This is a genomic window from Paraflavisolibacter caeni (assembly GCF_025628885.1).
In the GTDB taxonomy this organism is placed as follows: Bacteria; Bacteroidota; Bacteroidia; order Chitinophagales; family Chitinophagaceae; genus Flavisolibacter; species Flavisolibacter caeni.
Genome location: NZ_JAOTIF010000001.1, coordinates 1 through 25,639, shown reverse-complemented (window position 1 = coordinate 25,639; position 25,639 = coordinate 1). Strand labels below are relative to the sequence as shown.

Sequence of the window (25,639 nt, the reverse complement as noted above, 5' to 3'; positions counted from 1 at the left end):
GCATTAAGTTTAAAAACATACTATGTTTGCACCGTAAATAAGTATTTACTCCTACCGTATCCTACATAAACAAACTAACTTATACATCACCCTTAGCCATTCAAAATCCATTTTCCAATAGGCCCATCTTTGATTCAAGGCAACTTGAATGTTTTAAAGCTATGCTGGTACATACTGGTATGGAAAAGATGCTTTATGTTTTAAATATCCACGATCCAAAAAACGCTCCATCCACTCCTGCAAAAAGCCATTAAGCAAAGCAACAGTCCTCCTACCCCTGAAGACCAAACTAACATCGTATAACTTAAACTATCATGCAATGAAAAAAATTTTACTTACAATTCTCCTTGTACAAGCATTGTTTTTGACTACCATTTTAAATGCTCAATCCGTTTATTTACAAGATTTTTCTTCAGCTACTAATTCAAGTCTTACAAATGCAGGATGGATTATCTCCAATAACACACAGGTTCAGGAGTATTATAACCCAAGTGCATGCTCCATAAAAGATAAAGGCTTGGGAACACCAGGAGTTGGTAAGAATGCGCCTATGGGTATTCTTTTACCTGCTATGACTTATGATGCATCGAAACCTTATCTCCTGGTAAACTTCGAACTATATGTATACAGATCCAACGATGTTGGTAGTAATTGTACTGTACAACCTTTTCAATGTACTACAGTTGTTGAGGCATATATAGTTCCCACTTCATGGAATAAAGAAACAACCCTCCCCACTGGCAATCAAGCTTATGCAAGCCTTCCTGGTTACCAAATAGTTTATCCAAATGCTAATAACACTGTTGCCTTCAACAATATTAGTATGCCTAATGGTGTTACCCAGTATAGGATACTTCTAAACTTTAAGTCGTCAAACGGTGATTGCACATCAAACGGAATAAAATACGTTTTTGATGACTTCAATATTGTTAAGTCATCTTGTTCAGGAACTTGTACACCTGTTACGAACAGTGATTATTTTAATTCCACAAAGCAGTCATTCGGAAATCCAATGAAAGGAAATGTTTATGGTGGCTATGCACCATGGGCATCAAATGTATCCCCCGGTTTTGAAATGAATTCATTAAGTGAACTGCCTGCTACCAACAGCGGTACTGATTATGATTTTACAAATCCTGCATTGAGCCAAATGACTTTTACGCTCATAAACCCCGCAAACCCTTTAACTGTTGAAGCAAACACAGGTACTTGTATAGGCACTCCTAACCCGGGAACATTAGCATTTAGCTCAGACGGAACCTTTACTTATACCAGAGGAAGTGATTGCGTAACAAGAGTATCGTTCACTTATAAAACTCGCAATACAAGTACGAATTTAGAATCCAATACATCAAAAGTTACAATTGACCTTGCTGCGAACGTAGTCCTCCCCGTCCACTTCCAATCCTTTACCGCTTACCGCAATCCCCAAAGAAAAGAACAAGTGCTGCTGAAGTGGGAAACAGCCAGTGAGCAAAACAACCGGGGTTTCAATGTACAACGCAAATTAAACGGTCAATGGAAAAATATAGCCTTTGTATTCTCTCAAGCGGACAACGGTAACAGCAACACTGGCCTCGCCTATGAATACAAAGAAATCAACACAGCTGTTGGCACATCGCAATACCAGATCCAGCAAGTAGATTTTGATGGCAAGACCAGCTATAGTGAAGTAAAAAGCGTTGTAGGTGTGGATCAGAAAACAGCCGTTCAAGTCTATCCTAACCCTGCTGTGGATGGAAAGGTGAACCTGCTGTTCAAAGAAACAAACAGCCCGAAAGATATAATTGTTAATGATGTTAATGGACGTATAGTGAAACTATTCAAAGAAGTATGGGACAATAATCTGACTATTGAAGGATTACAAAGCGGATTTTACACCATAAAAATTACTGACCGCCGCTCTTCAGAAACGATTGTTGAAAAGGTGGTTATAAAGAAGTGATAGTTTAAGGTTGGTTACTCAACACAAGGGCTGCCTTTCCAGGCATGCCCTTCTATTATTATAACCAAAAGTCTACAGCAAACATTACAACCACTTCTTTCGTTTGAACCACAGGTACAATACCAATGCCACGATCAGCATAAAAAGGAGTGCTGAGGGATAACCCCATCTTTTGGTCAGTTCCGGCATGAAGTGAAAATTCATACCATAAATACCTGCGATAAAAGTCAGTGGCATAAAAAATACAGAGAAAATGGTCAGAATCTTCATGACATCATTAGTCCGCTGCGAAGAATAAGACATATTCAGGTTCATCAGGTTATTGACATCGTCAAGCACCTGGATATATAGCGTTCGCATTTTAAGGTGCTGATCCCGCATATCCTGTAAAGCGGCCTCCTCTCCAGGTTTCACAAGTATGTGATTGAGTGGTTCCAACATCAGCATCAAAGTTTTATGCGCAATTGAAGCTTCCCGCTTAATAGTGTATAGCGAGTCCATCACGTTGGCTTCCGATGTTTTCATCATGGTCTGAGACTCATAAAAGTCTACTTTTTCCGAAAGCCGGTTAGCCGGGTTTTCATAAGTTTCCAGTACATTCCATGCAATGCGTGTTAGCAAATCAGTCTCAGAAGTGCACTTACTAATGAACTTCTCACGCAGGACCGCCAGGAAAGGAATTTCTGATAAATGGATGCTGATTAAAAACTGGTCTGTAAAAAAGATAGCAATTTTATTGGTGAGGTCTTGAATTGTAGCCAGCGGTTGATCAAAGGAATGAGCGTAATAACGAAGAATCAGAAAATGAACGCCATCTACAAATTCGTATTTAGGCAAATGCTCTGGCTGTAAGCAATCTCTTACCATATGTGGATTCAGGTTATACTCCTTACTTAACTGCTCCATCTCCTGTGTAGTAGGGTTGGTAACATCAATCCAGTTTATTCCTTCACAGAAAGGTTGTATATAGGTTGCCATACTTGGTGCATTATAGCAGCTCTACAAAGCTAATTGATTATACAAAAAGTCCCGAAGAGTAAGTAGTATGAACTTTGTTTCAAAAACGCTCAATAAAAAAGGTGCAATTCAGAACAAGGAAAATAGCACTTGTTTCGAATTGCACTTATATTAATAGCTAGTCTTATTGTTTTATAAACTTAGTCTGCAGTACCCCCCCGTCAGCTTGAACCATAAGGACATAAGTTCCTGCAAGGAGTCGCCTGAAGGAATCCGCTGGGATCACATTCTGCCCCTTTAGCAACTCTATCTTGTTCCTGATCAGGATTTTACCCTGCATATCACTTAACACATACATGGTCTTCTGATCCTCTTTCACTCCAATTACAATAGAAGCTTCACTGTAAACAGGATTGGGATGAACACTAAGCTTGCTGCCAGTCTCAGTAGCACTTATGGAAACAACGCTACTAAACATGAACTTGCTATCATGATCCACCTGGCGTATGCGATAGTAGGCTGTATTTCCCACTGGTGAAGCATCAAGGAATTGGTACTTTTTAATCGCATCATTAGTTGTTTTAAATGCAACTTCTCCGATTTTAGTATAGCGGCTTCCGTTTATGCTCTTTTCAACTTCGTAGACTTTCACATTTTGCTCATCCGAAACCGTCCATACCACTTGTACTCCATGGCTGTTTTTGGTTGCTGAAATGGATACAAAGTGAACTGGTAAAACTGAATAGGTCGATAATGCGAATAGTGAATTACGCCAGTCACGTTCAGTACTAGTAGAAAGCGTTTTTTGCGCTGGAGATTTGCCCCCAGCACCCCCAAAGCCTGCTATAGTTACAATTGGACCATTATTGACTGCGCTTTCAAAAATATCGTCCAACCCATCACCATCTGTATCAATACCTGAAAGGGTGACATTGTCATCAGCCTTTCCATTACCGTTAAAGTCATTGCCTTCAACAATATCTAGGTCAACATCATTGTCTGAGTTCAAATCTGTATAATCAGGATTATCAGTACCATCAGTGTTTACAGGCACAATACCTAAGCCCCCATAACCAACAAAGTTATCATACTGGTTATCTATGCCATCGCCATCACTATCTGATCCTGTGGGTAATTGATAGCTTGCTGTAGCCTGCCCTTCCACATTATCCGAAATTCCATCATTATCCGAATCAATATCCAGATAGTTGGCACCTCCTACCCCATCAGTATTAGGAATGTTCAAAGCCGTCCCCCCCGAAGTACCATCAACAAGATTACTCCAGCCATTAGCATCAGTACCACCATAAGCAACTCCATCAACTATACCATTACTATCAGAGTCTGTAACATTAGCTTCCCTTGCATCCACGATACCATCATCATCGGAATCAAGGTCGTAAGGATTTGGTAAACCTTTGCCATCAAGGTTGGCTTTGGGATAGCTATCTGGCTTACCATCATTGTTACCATCAGCACCTGTAATAATCAAAGCATTGCTTGAACCAGTCACCGCATTTGCCAAACCATCACCATTCGAATCCCAACCTGCAATAGCCGTAGCATCCAGCTTACCATCATTGTTTGCATCTGTGCCACCAGCTTCAACTACATCAGGTATACCGTCATTATCACTATCCAGGTCCAGGAAATTCTTGATACCATCACCATCTGTATCTAGGTTGGATATTGCTGTGGCATCATAAATATTAATCAGTCCATCATTATCAGCATCATTTGAAGCAAATGTTCCTGTGTAATCTACCTTTCCATCACCATTTGTATCAAATCCGCCAGCTTCCACCAAATCAGGAATACCGTCATTATCAGAATCAAGATCAAATTGGTTGATGATGCCATCTTTATCAGTATCATAAGCATCTACAACACCATCACTATTAGCATCAGTCGAAGGGAGACCACTGCCGGGTGAAGTATCCTTATAATTCAAAACTCCATCCCCATCAGCATCACCTGTAGCATCATAAGTAGCCGTTTCATTCGAGTCGAGAATACCGTCGTTATCATCGTCAATATCTACAACATCTGCAATGCCATCACCATCGTTGTCTGAAACTGTGAGTGTAATGGCTGTAGTAGAAGTACCGCAATTGCTTCCGGATAATTTCAATGCAGATATCCGCAAATTGTAAGTACCAGGTGTTAGAAATGCATAGCTGGTTACAGAAATGGTCCCAGAGTTGCCAAACACAGATGTGCTTTTATCTACTCCACTCATATCTTCAAGTGTATACAATACCCCTGATTGAGACCCCGAAATATTGAAAGTTGTTTTACCATTAGCATTACCAACTGTAACTGTAGTAGGTGAAACAGATGGCGCATTTGGAGCTGAACAAGAAATGTTCACACTTCCCGAACAATCAGTTTTTTCAGCACCAGTTGAACTTTGTGTGGTAGTTGTAAGTACTCCTCCTGGATATAATGTATTAGCAGTAGGCGTAATGGTCCAGGAAGTTGCATTGGTAACACTTGCCGATCCGGCTAAGGTACCATCTTGGTACAATCGCACTGTTCCGGTAAAGGAAGCACTTAACGAACCTGAAACTGAAGTTGATGCATCATTATATGAACCAGTTATTGTTGGGCATATTGTTGTCGCAGCTAAAGCTGACACTGTAGCAGATGCAGTACTAACACCACATGTGCCGTTTTGAGCTGTGGCATAATATGAAGTTCCTGTTGCGGCCGAAACACTTGTAGTCCAGGTGCCCCCACTTTGAACTGTAACCGTAGCAAGCAATGTATTTGCACTATTGTACAAACGGATTGTTGTTCCAGTTGCTTCTGTAGATGTACCACTGATCAGGGTACCATTTACAAGATTCCCTGTACTGTTGGTTGTAATGATGGGTGGTGCAGTAAAGCATACAACTGTTCGAGTTGCTTTGGCACTTACACATGATCCTGAAGAATGGGCATAGACATCCACTATATCCCCTGAAGCTAAAGAACTTGTTGTGAATGAATAATTCCCTCCTGTTGCCGTAGTAGTAGATTTCAGTTGGCCATTGATAAAGAGACGTACTGTTGCGCCACTTGTTGCAGTACCAGAAATTGTTGTATTACCAGTATATAATGTGGCCTGCGTAATGATTGGTGTTGCAGTAGTAGATGGACAACCATTATTATCATTATAAAAATAATAGTAATCAGATTCACACTTACCAGGTTCCTGGATTGTAACTGCGTATTCCCCGACTGTCACATCTGCTTGACCACCCGAACAAGGGTTTGAACTATTTGTATTAACATTATCATAAGTCCATCGAGTTGAAGCGCCAGGCCGATCAATTTTATAAGTAGTAGTTGTTTGATCTGCAAAAAGAGTATATCCAGATGATGTAACTGTATATACGCGAACAACTGCATTTGCAGGAGCTGTACCGTCAAAACCACGGTTACTTGCACAAGTAAGTGTTATGCTAGAAACAGACGACATATTCGAAGGCAAACACCCTAAAGCCGTTACTGAATTTGACTGTAGACAGGATGATTCCCCACTTGCCTGCGCCTTCGCATAAAAAACATCACCACTCGCACTTGTAACTCCACTAATGCTCCATGTACCTCCTGTCGAAACAGTTGTGGTTCCTACAGACGTACCATTCTTATATAAGGTAATTATTGCAGAAGAAGGTCTAGTTGCATCAGCTTGAGTCCAGGTTCCTGTTACAGTTACGGTTCCCGTCCCAATCGAACTGTTCAGTGTAGGCGCAGCAGTACATACAGTGCTTGTAATTCCTGAACCAGTGCTTAAAACATCATTAGGAGTAAATGCTGGCTGACCATTAATTATTGACTCCCAGGCCTTCATATAATCATTTCCGTCATACCCATAAATATCAGACTTCGGCCCACCTATTGATGCCTGTGGAGACATCACAGTGGTTGCTGATACCCTGATAGGAGTGGTTGCGGTGACAGACTTAGTCCCCCCCGCATATTGCAAATCAGCCAATGGAACATAAAAGTCATACAGATAATCTGGATCACCAGAAACAGCAGAATATGCAATTGATATCTGGGAATTTGAATTAATCGGAAATGTTTTGTAAGCAGTTGTTCCTGCATCATCCTTTCCATCAACATCATAGATAGCTACTCGGAAATTGGTTTCTAATACTACTTCCAACTCAAAACCCGGATTTCCATTGATACCAGTTGTTGCAGGCTTATAATTAGGATCAGCATATGGTCCTGAAGGCCCAAATAAACCATCAGCATCAATCAATATGCTGTAACCTTTGGAACCAGAAATAATGCTGCCCAACCGCAGGCGGAAGAGCATATTGGTTCCATCATTGAATATATACATACCACTCTCATCATTAGAAATACGTACTAAATCAGAGAAAAGTGTATTAGGCCCACGCATCAGGTCTGAAGTAGGCTCTAATTTAAAAGGAGGTACAACCTTATAGGGAATTTCACTGTAACCAGTTCCTACATCATTGGTTACAAATCCACTATTTGTTGGAGAAGTAAAACCATCCTGGTTCTTATCAAGAACTGAATTATAAGGGCCACCAGCAGGCCTCACAATCAGCCCAGGCGTTTGTGCTTGGGTGATAATACTAACTAAAAGAAACAAAGAACAAATTAAGTTTCTCAGACATCTGAATTTCGCAGCAGTTTTCATAGCATTAGGGTATATTATCTATCTTTACTGCCGCAAAGAAACTAAGTATTTACATTTATTCAACCTTAATAGTTGAAACCTATATTTTTATCCGTCCAAATAGAACTTTTGCATGTCTAAGTATTTACCCTAAATTCTTAATCAAAATTTTAACCTAACAAAAAAGCCCCTGGTTCAACACCAGGGGCTTCAAAAATTATAAGAATCTAATCTAAATCATCTTATTTAAACTGAGGAATCAGGCTATTTGCCAAATCCACCATCTTCTTGATGCCATCATCAGGTAAAGCACCTTTCTTAAATTCAGCCAACACATCCGGAAATTTGGATTCCATTTCCATCAGGAATTGTTCTTCAAACTCCTTCACGCGACGAACAGGCACATCACGCAACAAACCTTGAGTACCCAGGTAGATAATTGCTACCTGCTTTTCTACCGCCATTGGGTTATACTGAAGCTGCTTCAGGATCTCCACGTTACGGGCACCTTTATCCAATACCACCTTAGTAGCAGGGTCAAGGTCACCACCAAATTTAGAGAAGGCTTCCATCTCACGATAAAGTGCCTGGTCAAGTTTCAATGTTCCTGCCACTTTCTTCATCGATTTGATCTGAGCGTTACCACCTACACGGCTAACCGAAATACCTACGTTGATCGCTGGACGGATACCGGCGTTGAACAGGTTACCTTCCAGGAAGATCTGTCCATCAGTAATAGAGATCACGTTAGTAGGAATGTAAGCAGATACGTCACCAGCTTGTGTTTCAATGATTGGAAGAGCGGTCAGAGAACCACCACCTTTCACCATGTGACGGATGCTCTCAGGCAAGTCGTTCATGTTTTTAGCCACTTCGTCATTACCAATTACTTTGGCAGCTCTTTCCAGTAAGCGGCTGTGCAGGTAAAATACGTCACCAGGATAAGCCTCACGGCCAGGAGGGCGACGCAACAACAGCGATACTTCGCGGTAAGCCACGGCTTGCTTAGAAAGATCATCATAAATGATCAAAGCAGGACGTCCGGTATCACGGAAGAACTCACCAATAGCAGCACCAGCAAATGGAGCATAGAACTGCAATGGAGCCGGGTCTGCTGCAGAAGCCGCTACAATGGTTGTGTATTCCATTGCACCAGCATCTTGTAAAGTCTTCATTACACCAGCAATCGTAGACGCCTTTTGTCCTATGGCTACATATATACAATAAACAGGTTTACCTGCTTGATAAAATTCCTTTTGGTTGATAATGGTATCAATTGCAATGGCAGTTTTACCAGTTTGGCGGTCACCAATGATCAACTCACGTTGTCCACGACCAATGGGAATCATAGCGTCAATTGCTTTGATACCAGTTTGCAATGGTTCTTTTACAGGCTCACGGAAAATTACACCAGGGGCTTTACGCTCAAGTGGCATTTCATAACGATCACCACCAATCGGGCCTTTACCGTCTATTGGTTCACCCAATGTGTTGACAACACGGCCAACCATGCCTTCACCTACTTTAATGGAAGCGATCTGTCCAGTACGGCGTACTTTCGCGCCTTCCTGGATGGCACCCATTTCACCCATCAATACTACACCTACATTGTCCTCTTCCAGGTTCAATGCAATGGCACGCACACCATTTTCAAACTCAACCAGTTCGCCGTAACGAACATTGCCCAATCCATAAACGCGGGCAATACCATCGCCAACCTGCAACACTGTACCTACTTCTTCTAGGTCAGCAGTTGCATTAAAGTTGCTCAATTGCTGACGCAATATGGCACTTATTTCATCTGGTTTTATTTCTACCATAAAACTGTATAGTTTATATATTTTAGTTTATTTTACTAAGAGACTAAATGAATCAAGACGCAAAGTCTTCTTTTTTCTCTTAATCTATTGAATTTGATATACAAAGTCATTATTCTCAAACTGACGAGCAACCTCTTTTAATTGAGCAGCGACACTGGCATCTACCAATTTATCACCAGCTTGCAGGGTAAACCCACCAATGAGGTCTTTGTTCACCAATGATTCCAGCTCTATGTTTTGCATGTCACTGGTATTCTTGAGCTGTGTAACAATTGCTCTCTTTATTTCATCACTAACAGGTACTGCAGTCGTTAGTTTTACCGAATGTATATTTTTCAACTCCTTGTATTGGTTAATAAAAGAAGTGATGATCTCCGGTAATGCAGCTTCACGGCCTTTAGTTATCAGCAACTTATTAAAAGATGCTGTTAAAGTCGAAACCCTTCCATCTGTAACGGCATCGACAATCTTGATCTTTTTATCTGCTTTGACTATTGGACTGCGCAACAAATTCAAAAAATCCTTGCTGCTTTTGGTCAAACCTTGCAACAGCATCATATCACTGTAGATCTTTTCCAGCTGACCGGTTTCCTGTGCCAGGTCAATCAAAGATTTTGCGTATCGGGAGGCTAAACGAGGACTAGGCATTTTGTTCCTTTTGAAAATTAGTTAAGTTTCACTTCACCTACCATACCCTTGATATGGGCTTCCTGGGCTTCTTGAGTAGCTAATTCTTTACGCAACACTTTCTCAGAAACTTCAACTACCAGTTTACCTAATTGGTTTTTCACTTCAGTGATAGCAGCCATCTTCTGAGCATGAATTGCTTGCTGAGCCTCGGCAACTACTTTAGATGCCTCGATCTTTGCTTGCTCTTTTGCTTCGTTAATGATCCTGTCCTTTGTCTCACGAGCCTCTTTCAGCATAGCACTTCTTTCTTCACGAGCTTTCGCCATCAATTCTTCGTTCTCACTTTTCAATTGAGCCATTTCAGCTCTTACCCTCTTGGCACTTTCCAAAGAATCAGCAATTGCTTTTTCTCTTTCACCCAAAGAACCTAAAATTGGCTTCCAGGCAAACTTTCTAAGAATAAAAAATACAATTAAAAACGCCAGCAGCGTCCAAAACAACAATCCCAATGAAGGAGTTAATAATTCCATATTATTAATGTAAAATGTAAAACACTTTATTTAATAAGTGACCCAACTTCTCAAACAAGATTTCGGCCACTAAAACCACATACATTTCTAAGATCTCTTCCCCTTACGCTCCGCCTTTGGCGGATTGGGGGTTAACTGCACCCGCCGCCCTGTGCTTAAGGTGCAGTTAATGATTTCATTGCCCACTTCAATAAAGAAAGGAGCAATAAAGTTCCTAAACGAACATCGCCAGGATACCGGCAATAACGGCAAACAGAGCCACACCCTCGATAAAGGCTGCAGTCAGGATCATGTTTGCACGGATGTCGTTAGCAGCTTCTGGCTGACGTGCAATTGATTCAACAGCACCTTTACCAATCTGACCGATACCGATACCAGCAGCGATAGCAGCTAAACCAGCACCTACGGCACCACCTGCGTTTGCCAGGGGAACTGCACTCAACAATGTGAATAAGAAATCCATGTTTGTGTTTTTATATTAAAATGAAAAAGACGCTACTTATTAAATAATAACAGGCTCTGTTGGTGCCTGGTGATGATCATCTTCACCATGATGTGTTTCCTCAACAGCCTGGCCAATGAACACAGCTGTAAGATTGGTGAAAATGTATGCCTGGATAAAGGCGATCAGCACCTCAATTATATATATAAATGATGCAAAAGCTACAGAAACAGGAGCAAAACCTACCCCTACACCTTTACTTATTGCGCTAAAAATGAAAATCAATGAGATCAGACAGATGATGATAATGTGACCCGCCAACATGTTGGCGAAAAGACGTATGATCAACGCAAACGCTTTTGTGAAAATACTCAGGATCTCCACTGGCACCATAATGAACTTGATACCAAAAGGTACTGGCGGATTCATAATGTGACCCCAGTAATGCTTGTTACCATTTAAGTTAATCACCAAAAATGAGAGTACACCCAAAACAGCTGTAAAAGCAATATTGCCAGTTACGTTAGCCGAACCTGGAATTAGACCAAATATGTTATTGATTAAGATAAAGAAAAATACAGTGAGCAGGTAAGGCATGAACTTCTTGTACTTGTGACCAATATTTGGCTTGGCCACCTCGTCACGTATAAAAGCAATTACCGGCTCAACAGCGTTCTGGAAACCTTTAGGCGCAGTGGTTACACCCTGACCTTCACGATAACGCTTGGCTACACCAGTCATCAACCATACCAATATGGCAAGTGCAATGAACATTTGCACAACATTGCGGGTCAGAGACAGGTCATACACTTGCACAGAAGGATCAACCGGAACAATCTTATTTTCTACCAAACGATAACCGTCTACTTCTTCATGTCCATGGTGAAACTTGGAAGACATGAAAGTAGACAAACCTTTTTGCGGAGAATATAAAATAACAGGCAAAGGAATAGTAGCATGATGCTCTTCTCCATCGCTACCCTTGTATGAATAGAAATGGAATTCGTGCGCATCCATTACGTGACCGAAAATAACTTCCTTGGCATCGAATTTGTTCTCCCCTTCTTCTTTAACGCCTTCCTCGTGAACCATTTCCTCATGGCTGGTTTCACCTTCATGTTCCTGGGCAATTAATATATTAGAAAAAGTAAGGCTCAACATTGTGAAAGCCGCTACCAACAAGCATTTGACACGATTGACCATCATACGGTTCCTGAAATTTGGCGCAAAGATAAGGAGTGAAGCCGAAATTGAACTTTGATTTTGGTCTTTAAAATCGAATAAAATTGCCCAAACGCCGAATTATGAACTTTTAACTTTTCAATTGGAAATCAAAGAGGAACCTTATTGAACAAGAGCCTTTTTTGTCCTTTATCATACTTTATTGTGCGTTGACATGTATCGTATGCGCTTTCTTTTCAAACTGCATCTGGTGCAGTTTAGCATAAAATCCACCCTTTTGCAGCAGTTCTGTATGAGACCCAATCTCTTTGATCTCTCCCTTATCCAGCACAATGATCTTATCCGCCCGCTGAATCGTAGAAAGGCGATGGGCAATAATAATAGAGGTTCTGTTAGAGATCAGGGTGTCAATTGCCTTCTGGATCTTCTGCTCACTTTCGGTATCCACCGAAGAAGTAGCCTCATCCAGAATCAAAATAGAAGGATTATACAATAATGCCCTGATAAATGAAAGCAATTGCCGCTGCCCCAGCGACAAAGTGGCGCCACGTTCCATAACATTATAATCATAACCGCCAGGCAATCGCATTATAAACTCATGCATATCAATCAGTTTGGCGGCCTCTTCAACTTTTTCTCTGCTAATGTCCGTGTTGCGTAGCGTAACGTTATCCATTACAGTACCAGCAAAAAGAAAGACGTCCTGCAGCACCACTCCTATATTTTTCCGCAAAGTCTCCGTATCCCATTGGTCCACAGACACATCATCGATCAGGATCTGACCACTATTGATTTGGTAAAGACGGTTCAGCAAACTAATGATCGTAGTCTTACCACTGCCTGTATGCCCAACTATTGCCACTGTCTCTCCTGGCTGAGCTATAAAAGAAACATCTTTCAATACAGGCTGATCTTTTACATAGCCAAACCACACCCTATCAAATTCGATCTTCCCTTTGACTTTTTTGGGTTTATAGGCTGTTTCCGGACTAGGAGGCAGGAAATCTTCGTTGTCCAACACCTTAAACACCCGCTCGCTCGAAATAATACCCATCTGAAGCACATTAAACTTATCTGCAATAATGCGCAACGGCCTGAAAAGCAGGTTGAGGCAAAGAATAAACGCCGTAATAGTACCCGCTTCAACAGCCTCCTTACTTCCAAACCATACGATCAAACCAATGGATGTAGCCAGGATTATTTCTACCAGCGGGAAAAACACCGAATAAGCAAAAATGGCTTTAATATTAGCATTCCGGTGCTCTTTATTGATCTCATCGAACTTTTCAAACTCTTTCTTCTCCCTGGCAAATGCCTGAACAATCTGCATTCCGGTCAAATGCTCCTGCACAAAGGCATTAAGGCTTGAAACAGCATTCCGCACTCTGTGAAAAGATTTGTTGACACTTTCTTTAAAATAATAGGTTCCCAGGATCAAAAGAGGAAAAGGGATGAGGCAGATCAAGGTCAGTCGCCAATCCACCCAGATCATATAACCCAGCACACAGATAATTGACAGAAGGTCCGCCAGGATGGGAATGAGCCCTTCAGCAAAAATGTCGTTAATCCGCTCAATATCATCAACAGTACGGGTGGTTAGTGTACCAATAGGTGTCCGGTCAAACTGCCGTAGGTTCAGATGCAACACCTTTTCATAGACCGTAACCCGCATATCCTTCACCACAGCTTGCCCCAGCCAGGAAGTGATGTAGGAAAAATAAAACCGCAGCCACGTTTCCAGTAACAAGAATAAGATTTGAATAATAGTGATATTGATCAGCGCATTCGCCCAATGGTTGCTGATGTATTTGTTTACAGTCAGTTGTATCAGGTAAGGACGCACTGGGGTAAATGCAGCCAGCACAATAGCGAATGCTATTGAAATATAAAACCGGCTTCTATAAGGACGTGCAAAACTTAAGACTCTCTTTAAAATCGCTAAATCAAAATTTTTCTTAGGTGTGGGGGTACTACTCACTCGTTCCTATTTTAATCTACAAATCTAATTCGAATCATTCGTCATTCCCTTCATTCTCATTTCCCATCTGAATCTTATACGCTTTAATAAAAATCGCACCCAGGTTTTTATGCGGAGGTATATAATCCTGGAATCCTTCCTTGTCATTAACCATCCGCCCAAACTCTTGCCAGAAAGGTATCCACTCAATATTGCTTCCATTGCGCATCTTTTCCATCAAGAGATTAAAGAAAGGCTGATTGATAATAGTCTTTCCAATTTGCTTGGAAGCAATAATATGGGCGTCAGGTGCATGTTCCAGTACATCATGAATCAGGTGATACCCGCCACAGGAGCCCAGGAATACGATTTTTGCCGAAGGTTGTATCTGCTTTATAGTATAAGGAGCATAATAGCTATGTCCACGATGGATCACAACAGAAGGCTCTAAGCCTTTTCCCGCCAGGTACTCATCTAAAGCTTCCTGTGCTTTTTCATCACCGTCATCCACGTCTGGAAATGGTTTATTGGCAAATATCCAGACTGCCTTTCCTTTTAAAGATGAGATCACCACCCATTTATCAGCATACGAAATTCTCCAGTTAGAGTTCGAAAATTGACGTAAAAAGCCATTATAGGCATTCTGGCCGTCTTCATCACCATAAAAGAAAACCTGCATCACCACCCGTTGGCCGGTATCAGCCAAATCTTTATAATTCACATTATAAACAGGTGGAATTCCAAATTCCTGGGTGAGGTCCACCTTATTAGTAGTATCAGCAGAGAGGAATAATTTGTACAGCAGGTTGTACATGATAGTGCCACGCTTATTCTGACCCATGTTTTTGTCGTAATTCCATTTGGTCAGGTCCAACATGTACTTGGCCAGATCCTTATTCCCTTCATATATACTAATATAAGAGTCCGCAACGTCCACGCCATCTTCCAAACCTTCCGACTTTTCCAGACCGTTCACAAATGCAGTCATCAACGATTTGGACTGTTCCTGGTTAGGGAAGGTCTTCAAAAACGAATTCAACGTATTGTAACCTGCAGCCATCTTGATGAACTTTTTAAACCGGTCAAACGAAACGCTCATCATCAGTGAATCACCCCTATTACCGATCTTTTGCATCATGATAGGATAAACACCCTTTGTATAACTGGATGTATATATTTCATTCTCACCAAACACTGCCAGGTAATATAATTCCTGGGGAGTTAATTGATATAAGATACGGAAACGCACAGCATCCGACTCTTCATGCAAGGCATTGATGGTTTTAATAAAAACATCGTTAGCCTTTTTTTCCAACATATCAGTTAATGCTCCCAATTCCCATACTTGTTCTTTATTTTGAATACGTTTCACGTAATCCAGTCTTGTTTTCACCAGCAGCCGGTAAAATTTTACGTTATCATCCTTTACCGAATCTATCGACCCCATAGTTTGACGTCCTTTCAGGATATTATCTAGAAAAGCAAAATAAAATTGCCCCCCGCGGCTCTGTGCCATTTTTGAAACCGTCCGCACCAGGGGATCATCAATCTGTCGAATAGCCCATCCTAAACGGTTATTAGCTGCCGCAAAATCATATAAAAGACGTGGATACTTGTAAGCCGCCACCTGGATAAGGCTGTCACGGAAAGGAACATCGGGATTGTCCTTCAACATCAGGAATGTCCGCTCCGGATGCAAGTGAGCATACTGGCGCATCAATGCATATCTTGAAACCTTCACACCGGCATTGCCATCAAAAGCACCGCTTTCCACCACAAGCATTCCCACCTGGTAGGGAGCATTGATAATCAGGGGTTCAATGGACTTTTTTCTTTTATCAGCCTCTATAGCCTTCTCGTAAGTATCTAATGCCAAAGGCAGGTAGCTGGCAGGAATTTCTTGTTTTTTGAAACCTGCTGTAAACTTCTTAAGCAGGTTTTCAATACCACGCAAATAAGCAACCTTATAGTTATGGGCCGAAACCGTATCCTTCTCAATTTTATACTGAAGCGAATCTACCCTTTGAGTAACGGCTCTGGTAACCAGGTAGTTAATGTTTTCATCTTTGGTTGCCAGGAATTCTCCATCGGCCCTTCCATCTGCCGATAAAACGTTCTTTTGCTCGCGGTCAATATAGCCATGAAAAAGTTGTCTTTTAATATCCGGCACAAACTTCATATCTGCACTCGATTGCGCCATTAACTGCAATGTTCCAGTCAACAACCCACCAGCCAGTAGTATTTTGGAAAAGGAAAGCATAATTAAGAATGATTGCAAATTTAGTACCTACCTGTAAACCAACTCGTTAAAACAATCAGTCTACTTTCTACCAAAATACATTTTATTTACTCATAAACCTCCCTTATTCTATACTCATTCCCGGCACCTCTCACCCTAACATATCTCCACTACTCCAATCACCCAGTCCATTTAGATCTCAATTTGACCGCATTTGGCAGGAAATGACCGCTTTTGTCCGCTTCAACAGTATCCATCCTTCGTACCTTAAGTATACCTGAAGCATACCTTAAGTATACCTAAAGTAGGGCTACAGTATTCCAGCAGTATCCCTGGTGTATAGTTCAAGCATACCTGAAGCACGAAACAGATTTTGCCCCCTAATCCCTTAACTCATCCCTGAACCATACTTACCACATGCTGACTGGATGCCTACTCCATACTTGAGCCGTACTATACCCGTACTTAAGCCGTATATCAGCCGTACTTAAGTCTAGGCTACCTCGACCATCCTTCGACTATCTTTCGACTATCCTTCGATCAGAATTGAGCAAATGTTCATAAATAGGGGAAAACAACCTGCAGGCAGAACGCCCTGAAAGCCCTGAACGGAGGCAATGGAGCTGAGCCTAAAGGTACAAAACCAACCCCCACCCTCCAAGTTTTGCCCCCCAACTCCCAACTCCAAACTTCAAACTCCAAACCTCAAATCTATCATCTACCCTCTCCCCATCCATCATTCACCTATGACCATTCACCATTCCTCATTCCCCTCTTCTCTATTAATTTTATATTAACTCTATGTGAACAGAAAATCACTTCTAGCCATAGAAGTCAAATTCTCGTACGTTTGTGAACAAAGAAAACCTGTTGATAATGAATACTAAGGCAAGAAAAGTGTTAATTGCCGATGACGAACCGGATATATTAGAGATATTAAAGTACAACTTGGTAAAGGAAGGCTATGACGTAACAACGGCCAAGGACGGTGATGAGGCACTTGAAAAAGCAAAACAAACCCAACCCGAAATGGTGATCCTGGACATCATGATGCCACGCAAAAATGGTGTTGAAGTTTGCGAAATATTACGGGCGCAGCCTGCCTTTAAAGAAACCTTGATCCTATTTTTGACAGCCTTGAATGATGAAGCTACTCAAATCAAAGGGCTCACTACTGGTGCCGATGACTACCTCAGCAAACCCATCAGTCCCAAAGTCTTCCTGAGCAAGGTTCAATCACTTTTCCGTAGGATCAAAGAACCAGAAAATGCTATTATTAAGGTAGATGGTCTCATCATCGACCCTGAAAAATTCATTGTTGAGTACAACGGACAAGAGATCATCCTGGCTAAAAAAGAATTTGAATTGCTATATCTGCTCGCCACCAAACCCGGCCGCGTTTTCCTGCGCAACGAAATTCTAAGTCAGGTATGGGGTAATGAAGTAATCGTTGGCGACCGCACCATCGACGTGCACATCCGGAAAATCCGCCAAAAGCTCGGCATTGATTGTATAACAACAGTAAAAGGAGTGGGATATAAATTTGAAATATAAAATCAGGAATAACCAATTAGGGCTATTGAACATCATGCATTAATTAGGAGACATTGATTATTTTCAATATTATTCCTTGCAACTTGTTCCTTTTTCCTTTCACGTTTCACTATTTCTTTGATCCTGCGGTTTGTGATTCATCATCATCAATCCTTATACAATTTTGGCCTTAACATCGTAACTTATACCCTTATTATTAATAATTTACTTCGTACCCAACCATCACATTGTACTTTTTGATTATGCTTAGTGCAAAAAACTTTTCTCCCCGTCAGCTCTCAGCCCTTACTGCTCTTATTATTTCAATTCCTGTTGCTATGGGTATTGGAATGTTACAAAAAAGTTGGGAAGCAACTATCATTTCTTTTGTAATTGTATTTACTGGTGTGTACTTGTTGGTAGACTTCATCTTTCAACAATTCATTTACCGGAAGATCAAATTGATTTATAAAATTATTTACCGCACTAAGGCCAGCAAGAAGGAAGAAATGTATTATAAATACATCCTGCCACAGAAAAGTATTGATGAAGTTCGGGAAGATGCTGAAGCCTGGGCCGTTCAGCAAAAACAGGAAATTGAGAGCCTGAGGAAAAACGAAATATTCAGAAAAGAGTTTTTACAAAACCTTTCGCACGAATTCAAAACCCCGGTGTTTGCTATACAGGGATATATTGATACACTCCTACAGGGTGCTATGGAAAACCCGGATATCAATCGACGCTTTTTGGAAAAAGCTAGTCGCAATGTGGAGAGACTGGCAAACCTGATACAGGACCTTGACGAAATTTCCAGGCTAGAACGTGGCGAGTTGAAATTGAACAAGCGCAATTTCGTAATACAGGATGTCATTCGCGAAGCTTATGAAGGCCTTTTCATAAAAGCTGAACAGCAGCAAATCTCCTTTTCCTTCAAAAAAGGTTGTGAACAGCCCCGTGTAGTATTTGCTGATAAGGACAAAATTCAACAGGTAGTTGTAAACCTTATTGAAAACTCAATCAAGTATGGCAAAGTAAACGGTTCTATCGTTGCCAGCGTTTACAATACAGATGAGAAAAATGTTTTGATAGAAATAAGCGACGACGGTATGGGCATTCCTGAACAGCACCTCTTACGCGTGTTTGAACGTTTTTACCGTACCCAGGAAGGGCGCAGCCGCAATATTACCGGTAGTGGTTTAGGACTGGCTATTTGCAAGCATATCATAGAAGCCCACGGACATAGCATTCATATCCGCAGCAAAGAAAACGTAGGTACCACCGTAGGCTTCACCCTCGACGCCAGGAAAGACCAGTCCATCCAGCCGAAAAACTTTTAAGGTTGTATGCCCTCATCATATCTTCAATGTGCCCTCAGCTCCGTCTGCCAGCCTTTGTCCTGTTACCACCGACGCGGCTATTTTAAAGAACTGCACCATCTTCCCCGTTTCGGCATCCCAATAATAGCAATTCTGTGGCTGCACACTCAGAAGACATAAGTTAGGATCATCAGCCCCTTGTGGAAACCAGGCTTTTACCACAGGCGACCATTTGTCTTTCATAACCTGTCGGTCTGTAACAACCTGTGCCTTACCCCAGACATCCAGGTAACTGTCCTTCCCTGGATGCGCATAAACAAGATGCACAGAATGATCTGTACTTACCTCCTCTACCTTGATAGAACGTATATCACTAAAAAACCATAGTGTGCCACTGTCCTCAACTTCTATTGTCGCCATCGGACGTGTATGATCGCCATTCTTGTTATGAGTAATGAACATACACACATTGATGTCCTTAACAAGCTTCTTGAATTTATTCAAAGCTTCCTGTTCCTGAAGGTTCTTCTCCATATGAACTAAAAATTAATGATAGAATAGCCGATAAATCTTAAAACATTATGCCAGTATATACTCCCTTATACCGGCCTACGCTTCACTTAGTAAATGCTCATCACCACCCCTAACTCCCTACTGCCATTTCCGCTTCTCCAATCAGTCCTATTGCCTTCGAATGCTCAATTGCTTCCTCACTATGTTCAAAAAAGCAACAGGGTACCCCCGACGCTTCTATTTTATCAAGCACCTGAACCACTTTTTCCCTGTTCTTAGGATGAACATCCCTGATATACACTGCATGGATCCTGTTTGGAAAATGTTCTACAATTGACGCATAGATAAATGGATCCATTTGCGAGCTGTCCCCCAGTAAAATAAACTGCTGACTGGGGTAAGCTTCCAGAATACGCACGATCCGCATGAACTTGGTATGGTGATTATTTTGTCCCGTCTTAAACAATTGGCGGAATGGCTTCAGCACATTAAGCAGAAATACGCCTCGCGGTATCCCATTAATGGTCGTAAATTCCAGAATATAATCATAGAGATTCCACTCGCTGCTAGAAACATAAAAGAAAGGATTGGGAGCATTACCTTCCGTATTGCCTTTTGCAAGTAATTGATAATGCTTGACAACACCCTCAAACGGCTTGCGGCTCCTTGCATTATGGGTAAATAGCACATACAACCGCTTGCGCAGGTTCGCCGAATGTGAGATCAGGAATGTATCATCTATATCAGAAATAAAACCATACTGCGTCTCATAAGGTATGTAAATAGCCCCGGAACCCTTGGCTTTTTCATTTCCATGCTTGTCCCTCAATTTGACATGCATTTCATGCCACCCGTGTAATAGTGGAGGCTGGTCTACCCAACAAAACCTGAAGAATCCGTCAGTATCTGTATGAACAGTATGCTCTATCCCTTCCCACTCCATATGAACGGTAGCTCCTCCTAAAGGCTTTACAAAAAACATTCTTAGCAATGCAACAGTGTTATGAAGCATTCCTCTCTTATATTTTTTCCTGGGTAAAGGTCCTAGGCGGAGTACGTGGCCATAAATCACCATCTGCTCCGGATGCCCATAACCATGATACACTTTGATAACAGGTTCGTTCGTCAGCCCAAACCAATTAAGCACTAGTGTAGACCAACTTTTTTTATTGCTATATTTCTGGTTACTGATTTGCATAACACGTAATTGGTTAATAACCGATAGTGAATAGTGAATGGTCATTTACAAATCGTAAATTGTATACCCTAATGCTTTAATGTAAAATGCCTTTCACAGGTTCGCCATTTACATTAAATCAAATGCAATAAACATGCAAGACGAAAGGCAAAAATTATTATTTGTCATTAATCCCGTATCTGGCGGAAAAGAAAAGCACAATAGAGAAGCAGAGATCAGGAACTACTTCAAAAACCTTCCCCATACCGTTGAGTTTTACCTGCTCAACGGCAAGTCTGATAAAGTCTCTATTCAACACCATGTTAAGTCAGCTAATCCCGACAAAATAATAGCAGTAGGGGGCGATGGCACCGTGAAATTGCTGGCCGATATGCTGAAGGGAACTGACCACATCCTGGGAATAATCCCGGCCGGCTCAGCCAATGGAATGGCAAAAGAACTCAACATTCCTATAAACATGAAAGAGGCACTAGACATTATTGTTCATGGTCAGCCACAATTAATCGACGCCATACTGATCAATAAAAAAGAAATTTGCCTCCACCTCAGCGATATGGGCTTGAATGCCATGATGGTTAAATATTTCCACGGCTATAATAAAAGGGGAATGTGGGGATATGCACGCTCTATCTTCCGGGTTTTATGGGAGAAACAAAAAATCTATGCAACTATAATTACAGATAATGTCACAATAAAACGGAAAGCTTATATGATTGTCCTGGCCAACGCCAGTCAATACGGTACAGGCGCCTCAATCAATCCTTCTGGCAAACTGGACGATGGCCTTTTTGAAATAGTTGTGGTAAGAAAACTACACTTATGGACAATCTTGAAAATGTTGTTAAAACATAAAACTTTTGACACTGAAAAAATTGAGATCATCCACACCAAAAAAGTTACACTTACTTCTCTAAGAAAGAGTTATTTCCAGGTCGACGGTGAATACAGAGGCCGGCTTAGAGAAATAAGAGCTGAAATCTATCCTCATTGCATCAACCTCATGCTCCCCAGAAACAGTATAGTATAGAACTAGAGTATAATACAATTTCCCTATGCCTATACGCTGAAAGCAGTTTAACTGGCTATCATGAACATTTAAAAATGAAATCAACCTCTAATGATAGAGATCTGTTACTACCTAATTTTTTACTTCCTCTGAAAACAGCCACAAACTCCAATACAGTTATTTTATCCTATTTATCTCAAATGCCCATTAAATTAACAAACCAGTAAACTCAAAAATTGGCACGAAGTTTTTACCCGAAGTATTACTAAACTTTTAATTATGGATAGATTAGAGTTAAAAGGCAAATGGAATGAATTAAAAGGTAAAATTAAACAAGCTCATGGTGATCTTACCGATGACGATTTGAGATATGAAGAAGGAAAGGATGAAGAATTATATGGCCGTTTACAGAACAAGTTAGGTAAAACACGTGAACAGGTAATAGACTGGCTACGCGGCCTTGACCGCCCAAGTGGCCGTCCTTAAATTAGAGAAGCTCCCGGAAGGGAGCTTTCTTATTCTACTCAGTGCCTTTCAGTAAATAAAGTAATCTGTGTGCAAAACCTATCTCTTGACCTTTAATTAGCTTGTTCAATTAACTGAAAAATCAAATCAATAAGCCCTCTCTCCGCCGATTGATCTTGAGCAGGCCTGCCGATTCAAATTTGTCCCCCTCCGGCCAATCCATATTGACTAGGGATAAGTGAACTTAAAGAAAGAGGTTGTTTGGCAGCAAAATACTGACGCATTCTTGAAGTATACAAAAGGCTTGAATATTGCATCCCATTGCCTGGGCCACCATCCTCTCCTGCTCAATTCTTAATGCTTATTTTTGCTCTATGCATTATGTGTCAGCAGAAAATATCTCGAAATCATTTGGTATAAAACCTCTTTTTGATAATATTTCTTTTCATATTTCAGAAGGTGATAAGATTGCTTTAGTAGCAAGGAATGGTGCAGGTAAATCTACCCTGCTCAAGATCATTGCAGGAAAGGAATTTGTAGATGAAGGCAAGGTTTGGACAAACAAAAATGTAGATGTTGCTTTTTTTGAGCAAGAACCGAAGTTGGAAGAAAACAAATCTGTCCTTGACAATATCTTCCACCACTCCCATCCGGTTATCAATGCCATCAAACAATATGAAGCAGCAGTTGATACTGGGAATGAACAGCAAATAGCAGCTTGTCTTGTTCAAATGGATGAAATGAATGCCTGGGACTTTGAGGCCAAGGTAAAACAGATATTCGGCAAGTTGAATATCCATCATTTGCAACAAAACGTTACCACGCTAAGTGGCGGACAGCGCAAACGGGTAGCATTAGCCAAAACCCTGATCGATATCGGCTTTGAACACAAGCACGTTCTGCTTATCATGGATGAACCGACCAACCACTTGGATGTGCAAATGGTTGAATGGCTGGAACACTACCTGAATAAAGAAAATGTAACGCTCCTGTTGGTTACTCACGATCGCTATTTCCTGGATGCGGCCTGTGATGAGATATGGGAACTGGACAGAAGTGAAATGTTTGTCTATAAAGGCGACTATGCTAACTTCCTGGAGAAAAAAGCAGCCCGTGAAGATAGCGAAGCAGCGTCTATTGATAAGGCTCGTAACCTGTATCGTAAAGAGTTGGAATGGATGCGCAAACAACCAAAAGCCAGGACCACGAAAAGCAAAAGCCGTATTGATGCCTTTTATGAAGTAGAAAAAAAGGCAAAGCAGCAAATACAGGAAGAGCAATTACAATTGCAAGCCAAAATGAACCGTCTTGGTGGTAAAGTTGCTGAACTTAAAAAGGTTTATAAAAGCTTTGGAGAAAAAGTTATACTGCAAGGATTTGATTATACATTTAAAAAAGGTGAACGGGTAGGAATAGTCGGTAAAAATGGTGCGGGTAAGTCTACTTTCATCAATATTATTCAAGGTATTGAGCAACCAGACAGTGGTAAAATTAACATTGGAGATACGGTAGTTTTTGGTAACTATTCGCAACAAGGCTTAGAAATTAAAGAAGACATGCGCGTAATTGAGTATGTCAAAAACATAGCAGAGAATTTTCCTCTGGCTAATGGAGGCTCGCTAAGTGCGTCACAATTCCTCAACTTGTTTCTTTTTCCACCAGAACAGCAGTACACCTATATCAGCAAATTGAGTGGAGGAGAGAAGCGTCGTTTACATCTACTGACTATTCTATTCCGAAATCCTAACTTTCTAATATTAGATGAACCAACTAACGACTTAGACCTACCGACATTAGCTGTATTAGAAAACTTTTTATCAGAGTTCGGAGGTTGCCTTCTAATTGTTAGCCACGACCGCTATTTTATGGACAGGCTTGTAGATCATTTATTTGTATTTGAAGGCGAAGGACAAATTCGTGACTTCCCCGGCAATTATTCCCAATATCGGGATTGGCAAAAAGCACAGGAAGATGAAATTAAAGAAGAAAAGAAACCAGAGCCAATCATCGATAACGGTAATACTGCCACCAAATCAAAAAAGAAGCTTTCCTATAAAGAACAAAGAGAATTTGACATGTTAGAAAAGGAAATCGCTTTACTTGAAAAAGAACGTCAGGAAATTTATATCAAACTTAATGATTCCAGCTTACCTTACGATGAGTTGCAAAACCTTTCGGAACGATTAGGAGTCATTAACAATACAATAGATGAAAAAGAAATGAGGTGGCTCGAACTCAGTGAAATGTCATCATAAAAACAAAGTATGGCTTTCCATCATTATTGAAGATTGAAATCCTATTTATCTTGTCCACATATGAAGCATAGAAAACAGTAAAAATCAACTTTATTCATATGCCTTCAATTGAAGTTCTGTTATTTAGATTAATGTTAGTCATTATAGTTAGTGGACTGATTGGAGCTGAAAGGGAATACAGAAATAAATCAGCAGGTTTTCGGACGATGATATTGATTTGTCTAGGCTCTTTTCTATTTACTACATTCTCTTATTATATCACAGATAATAGTCCTGATAGAATTGCATCGAATATTGTAACAGGTATTGGCTTTTTAGGTGCTGGTGTAATCTTTCAAAGTGAAAACCGCATCAATGGATTAACTACAGCTGCAACTATATGGTCGGTTGCAGCATTAGGCATGGGCATCGCCGCTGGTCAATATATACTTGTTTTATTTTCAACGGCTGTAGTATTAGCAGCTTTACTATTATTAACTAAGTTAGAGAAATGGATTGATTACAAAAATCAGTCAAGAACTTACAGAATTGTAAGCTCTTACAAGAAGAATGAAATTAATAAATATGAACAATTAATTAAAGAAAACAAGCTGCATTATAAAATACTCAAAAAATCAAAAAGAGAAGATGATATAATAGGCACATGGATAGTAAATGGGAAAAAAATAAACCATCAAATATTTGTTGAAAAGTTATTGAATGATCCTAGTGTTAAAGAGTTTGATTTCTGATTTAGATAATAAGCGAATTACTTCTTTGTTCCTATCAATACTAGACTTGAAACTTATTCTATTAGAAGATTTTCAGAAAAGAAGTCATACAACTTTGTTGAGAGATTATTAAAGTGGATCATTCTCCGGCAGGGCTGGGGAGCATTTCGGGAGGGGGTTAAAAGCAAACAGCCTTTCACTTGGGTGTGAAAGGCTGTTAAGTAAGAATGGCGGCTACCTACTCTCCCGCATTTGGGTGCAGTACCATCGGCCATGGGGGGCTTAACTTCTCTGTTCGG

General features: G+C 40.8%; 19 protein-coding genes. 7 read left to right on the top strand and 12 right to left on the bottom strand.

Annotated features, from left to right (window positions below; genetic code table 11):
• Positions 1–319 precede the first annotated feature (319 nt).
• Complete coding sequence (locus tag OCK74_RS00095) at positions 320–1,945, top strand: T9SS type A sorting domain-containing protein (protein ID WP_279294935.1); 1,626 nt, start codon at positions 320–322, stop codon at positions 1,943–1,945.
• An 84-nt stretch (positions 1,946–2,029) separates the two neighbouring features.
• On the opposite strand, the gene OCK74_RS00090 is transcribed toward OCK74_RS00095, so the two are convergent.
• The 9 genes from OCK74_RS00090 to OCK74_RS00050 form a co-directional block, all read right to left on the bottom strand.
• Positions 2,030–2,923: a CorA family divalent cation transporter gene (locus OCK74_RS00090; protein WP_279294934.1), complete on the bottom strand. Its 894-nt coding sequence runs from the start codon at positions 2,921–2,923 to the stop codon at positions 2,030–2,032.
• A 163-nt stretch (positions 2,924–3,086) separates the two neighbouring features.
• A complete protein-coding gene (locus tag OCK74_RS00085) occupies positions 3,087–7,517 on the bottom strand; it encodes a T9SS type A sorting domain-containing protein (protein ID WP_279294933.1) in 4,431 nt (1,476 codons plus the stop codon).
• 269 nt (positions 7,518–7,786) lie between these two features.
• Complete coding sequence (atpA, locus tag OCK74_RS00080) at positions 7,787–9,364, bottom strand: F0F1 ATP synthase subunit alpha (RefSeq protein ID WP_279294932.1); 1,578 nt, start codon at positions 9,362–9,364, stop codon at positions 7,787–7,789.
• An 84-nt stretch (positions 9,365–9,448) separates the two neighbouring features.
• Positions 9,449–10,012: an ATP synthase F1 subunit delta gene (gene atpH, locus OCK74_RS00075; protein WP_279294931.1), complete on the bottom strand. Its 564-nt coding sequence runs from the start codon at positions 10,010–10,012 to the stop codon at positions 9,449–9,451.
• Positions 10,013–10,029: 17 nt separating this feature from the next.
• Complete coding sequence (gene atpF, locus OCK74_RS00070; RefSeq protein ID WP_279294930.1) at positions 10,030–10,524, bottom strand: F0F1 ATP synthase subunit B; 495 nt, start codon at positions 10,522–10,524, stop codon at positions 10,030–10,032.
• A gap of 214 nt (positions 10,525–10,738) precedes the next feature.
• The gene (gene atpE / locus OCK74_RS00065; protein ID WP_279294929.1) at positions 10,739–10,987 is read right to left on the bottom strand and encodes an ATP synthase F0 subunit C; all 249 of its coding nucleotides are present in this window, start codon (positions 10,985–10,987) and stop codon (positions 10,739–10,741) included.
• A 39-nt stretch (positions 10,988–11,026) separates the two neighbouring features.
• Positions 11,027–12,172 carry a F0F1 ATP synthase subunit A gene (atpB, locus tag OCK74_RS00060; RefSeq protein ID WP_279294928.1) on the bottom strand — a complete coding sequence of 382 codons (1,146 nt, stop codon included), beginning with the start codon at positions 12,170–12,172 and terminating at the stop codon, positions 11,027–11,029.
• A 175-nt stretch (positions 12,173–12,347) separates the two neighbouring features.
• Entirely contained in the window at positions 12,348–14,126 is a 1,779-nt protein-coding gene (locus tag OCK74_RS00055; RefSeq protein WP_279294927.1) for an ABC transporter ATP-binding protein, read from the bottom strand.
• Positions 14,127–14,160: 34 nt separating this feature from the next.
• A complete protein-coding gene (locus tag OCK74_RS00050) occupies positions 14,161–16,365 on the bottom strand; it encodes a hypothetical protein (protein ID WP_279294926.1) in 2,205 nt (734 codons plus the stop codon).
• Positions 16,366–17,220: 855 nt separating this feature from the next.
• On the opposite strand from OCK74_RS00050, the gene OCK74_RS00045 reads away from it, so the two are divergent.
• Both OCK74_RS00045 and OCK74_RS00040 read left to right on the top strand, forming a co-directional pair.
• Positions 17,221–17,898, top strand: a complete 678-nt coding sequence (locus OCK74_RS00045) for a response regulator transcription factor (RefSeq protein ID WP_279294925.1) — start codon at positions 17,221–17,223, stop codon at positions 17,896–17,898.
• A gap of 242 nt (positions 17,899–18,140) precedes the next feature.
• Positions 18,141–19,214, top strand: a complete 1,074-nt coding sequence (locus OCK74_RS00040; RefSeq protein ID WP_279294924.1) for a sensor histidine kinase — start codon at positions 18,141–18,143, stop codon at positions 19,212–19,214.
• Positions 19,215–19,229: 15 nt separating this feature from the next.
• Here OCK74_RS00040 and OCK74_RS00035 read toward each other — a convergent pair whose 3' ends face one another.
• Together OCK74_RS00035 and OCK74_RS00030 are read right to left on the bottom strand one after the other, a co-directional pair.
• On the bottom strand, positions 19,230–19,727 hold the full coding sequence (locus tag OCK74_RS00035) for a pyridoxamine 5'-phosphate oxidase family protein (protein ID WP_279294923.1): 498 nt from the start codon (positions 19,725–19,727) through the stop codon (positions 19,230–19,232).
• 109 nt (positions 19,728–19,836) lie between these two features.
• A complete protein-coding gene (locus OCK74_RS00030; RefSeq protein WP_279294922.1) occupies positions 19,837–20,904 on the bottom strand; it encodes an App1 family protein in 1,068 nt (355 codons plus the stop codon).
• Positions 20,905–21,037: 133 nt separating this feature from the next.
• Here OCK74_RS00030 and OCK74_RS00025 point away from each other — a divergent pair, with 133 nt between their 5' ends.
• The 4 genes from OCK74_RS00025 (at position 21,038) to OCK74_RS00010 (ending at position 25,361) form a co-directional block, all read left to right on the top strand.
• Positions 21,038–21,931: a diacylglycerol/lipid kinase family protein gene (locus OCK74_RS00025; RefSeq protein WP_279294921.1), complete on the top strand. Its 894-nt coding sequence runs from the start codon at positions 21,038–21,040 to the stop codon at positions 21,929–21,931.
• A 258-nt stretch (positions 21,932–22,189) separates the two neighbouring features.
• Positions 22,190–22,396 (top strand): CsbD family protein, encoded by a 207-nt coding sequence (locus tag OCK74_RS00020; RefSeq protein ID WP_279294920.1) that lies wholly within the window; start codon positions 22,190–22,192, stop codon positions 22,394–22,396.
• 353 nt (positions 22,397–22,749) lie between these two features.
• Complete coding sequence (locus tag OCK74_RS00015; RefSeq protein ID WP_279294919.1) at positions 22,750–24,630, top strand: ABC-F family ATP-binding cassette domain-containing protein; 1,881 nt, start codon at positions 22,750–22,752, stop codon at positions 24,628–24,630.
• 98 nt (positions 24,631–24,728) lie between these two features.
• On the top strand, positions 24,729–25,361 hold the full coding sequence (locus tag OCK74_RS00010) for an MgtC/SapB family protein (RefSeq protein ID WP_279294918.1): 633 nt from the start codon (positions 24,729–24,731) through the stop codon (positions 25,359–25,361).
• 53 nt (positions 25,362–25,414) lie between these two features.
• Here the strand turns inward: OCK74_RS00010 and OCK74_RS00005 are convergent.
• Positions 25,415–25,639 (bottom strand): hypothetical protein (locus OCK74_RS00005; RefSeq protein WP_279294917.1); only part of this gene is annotated, 225 nt, incomplete at its 5' end.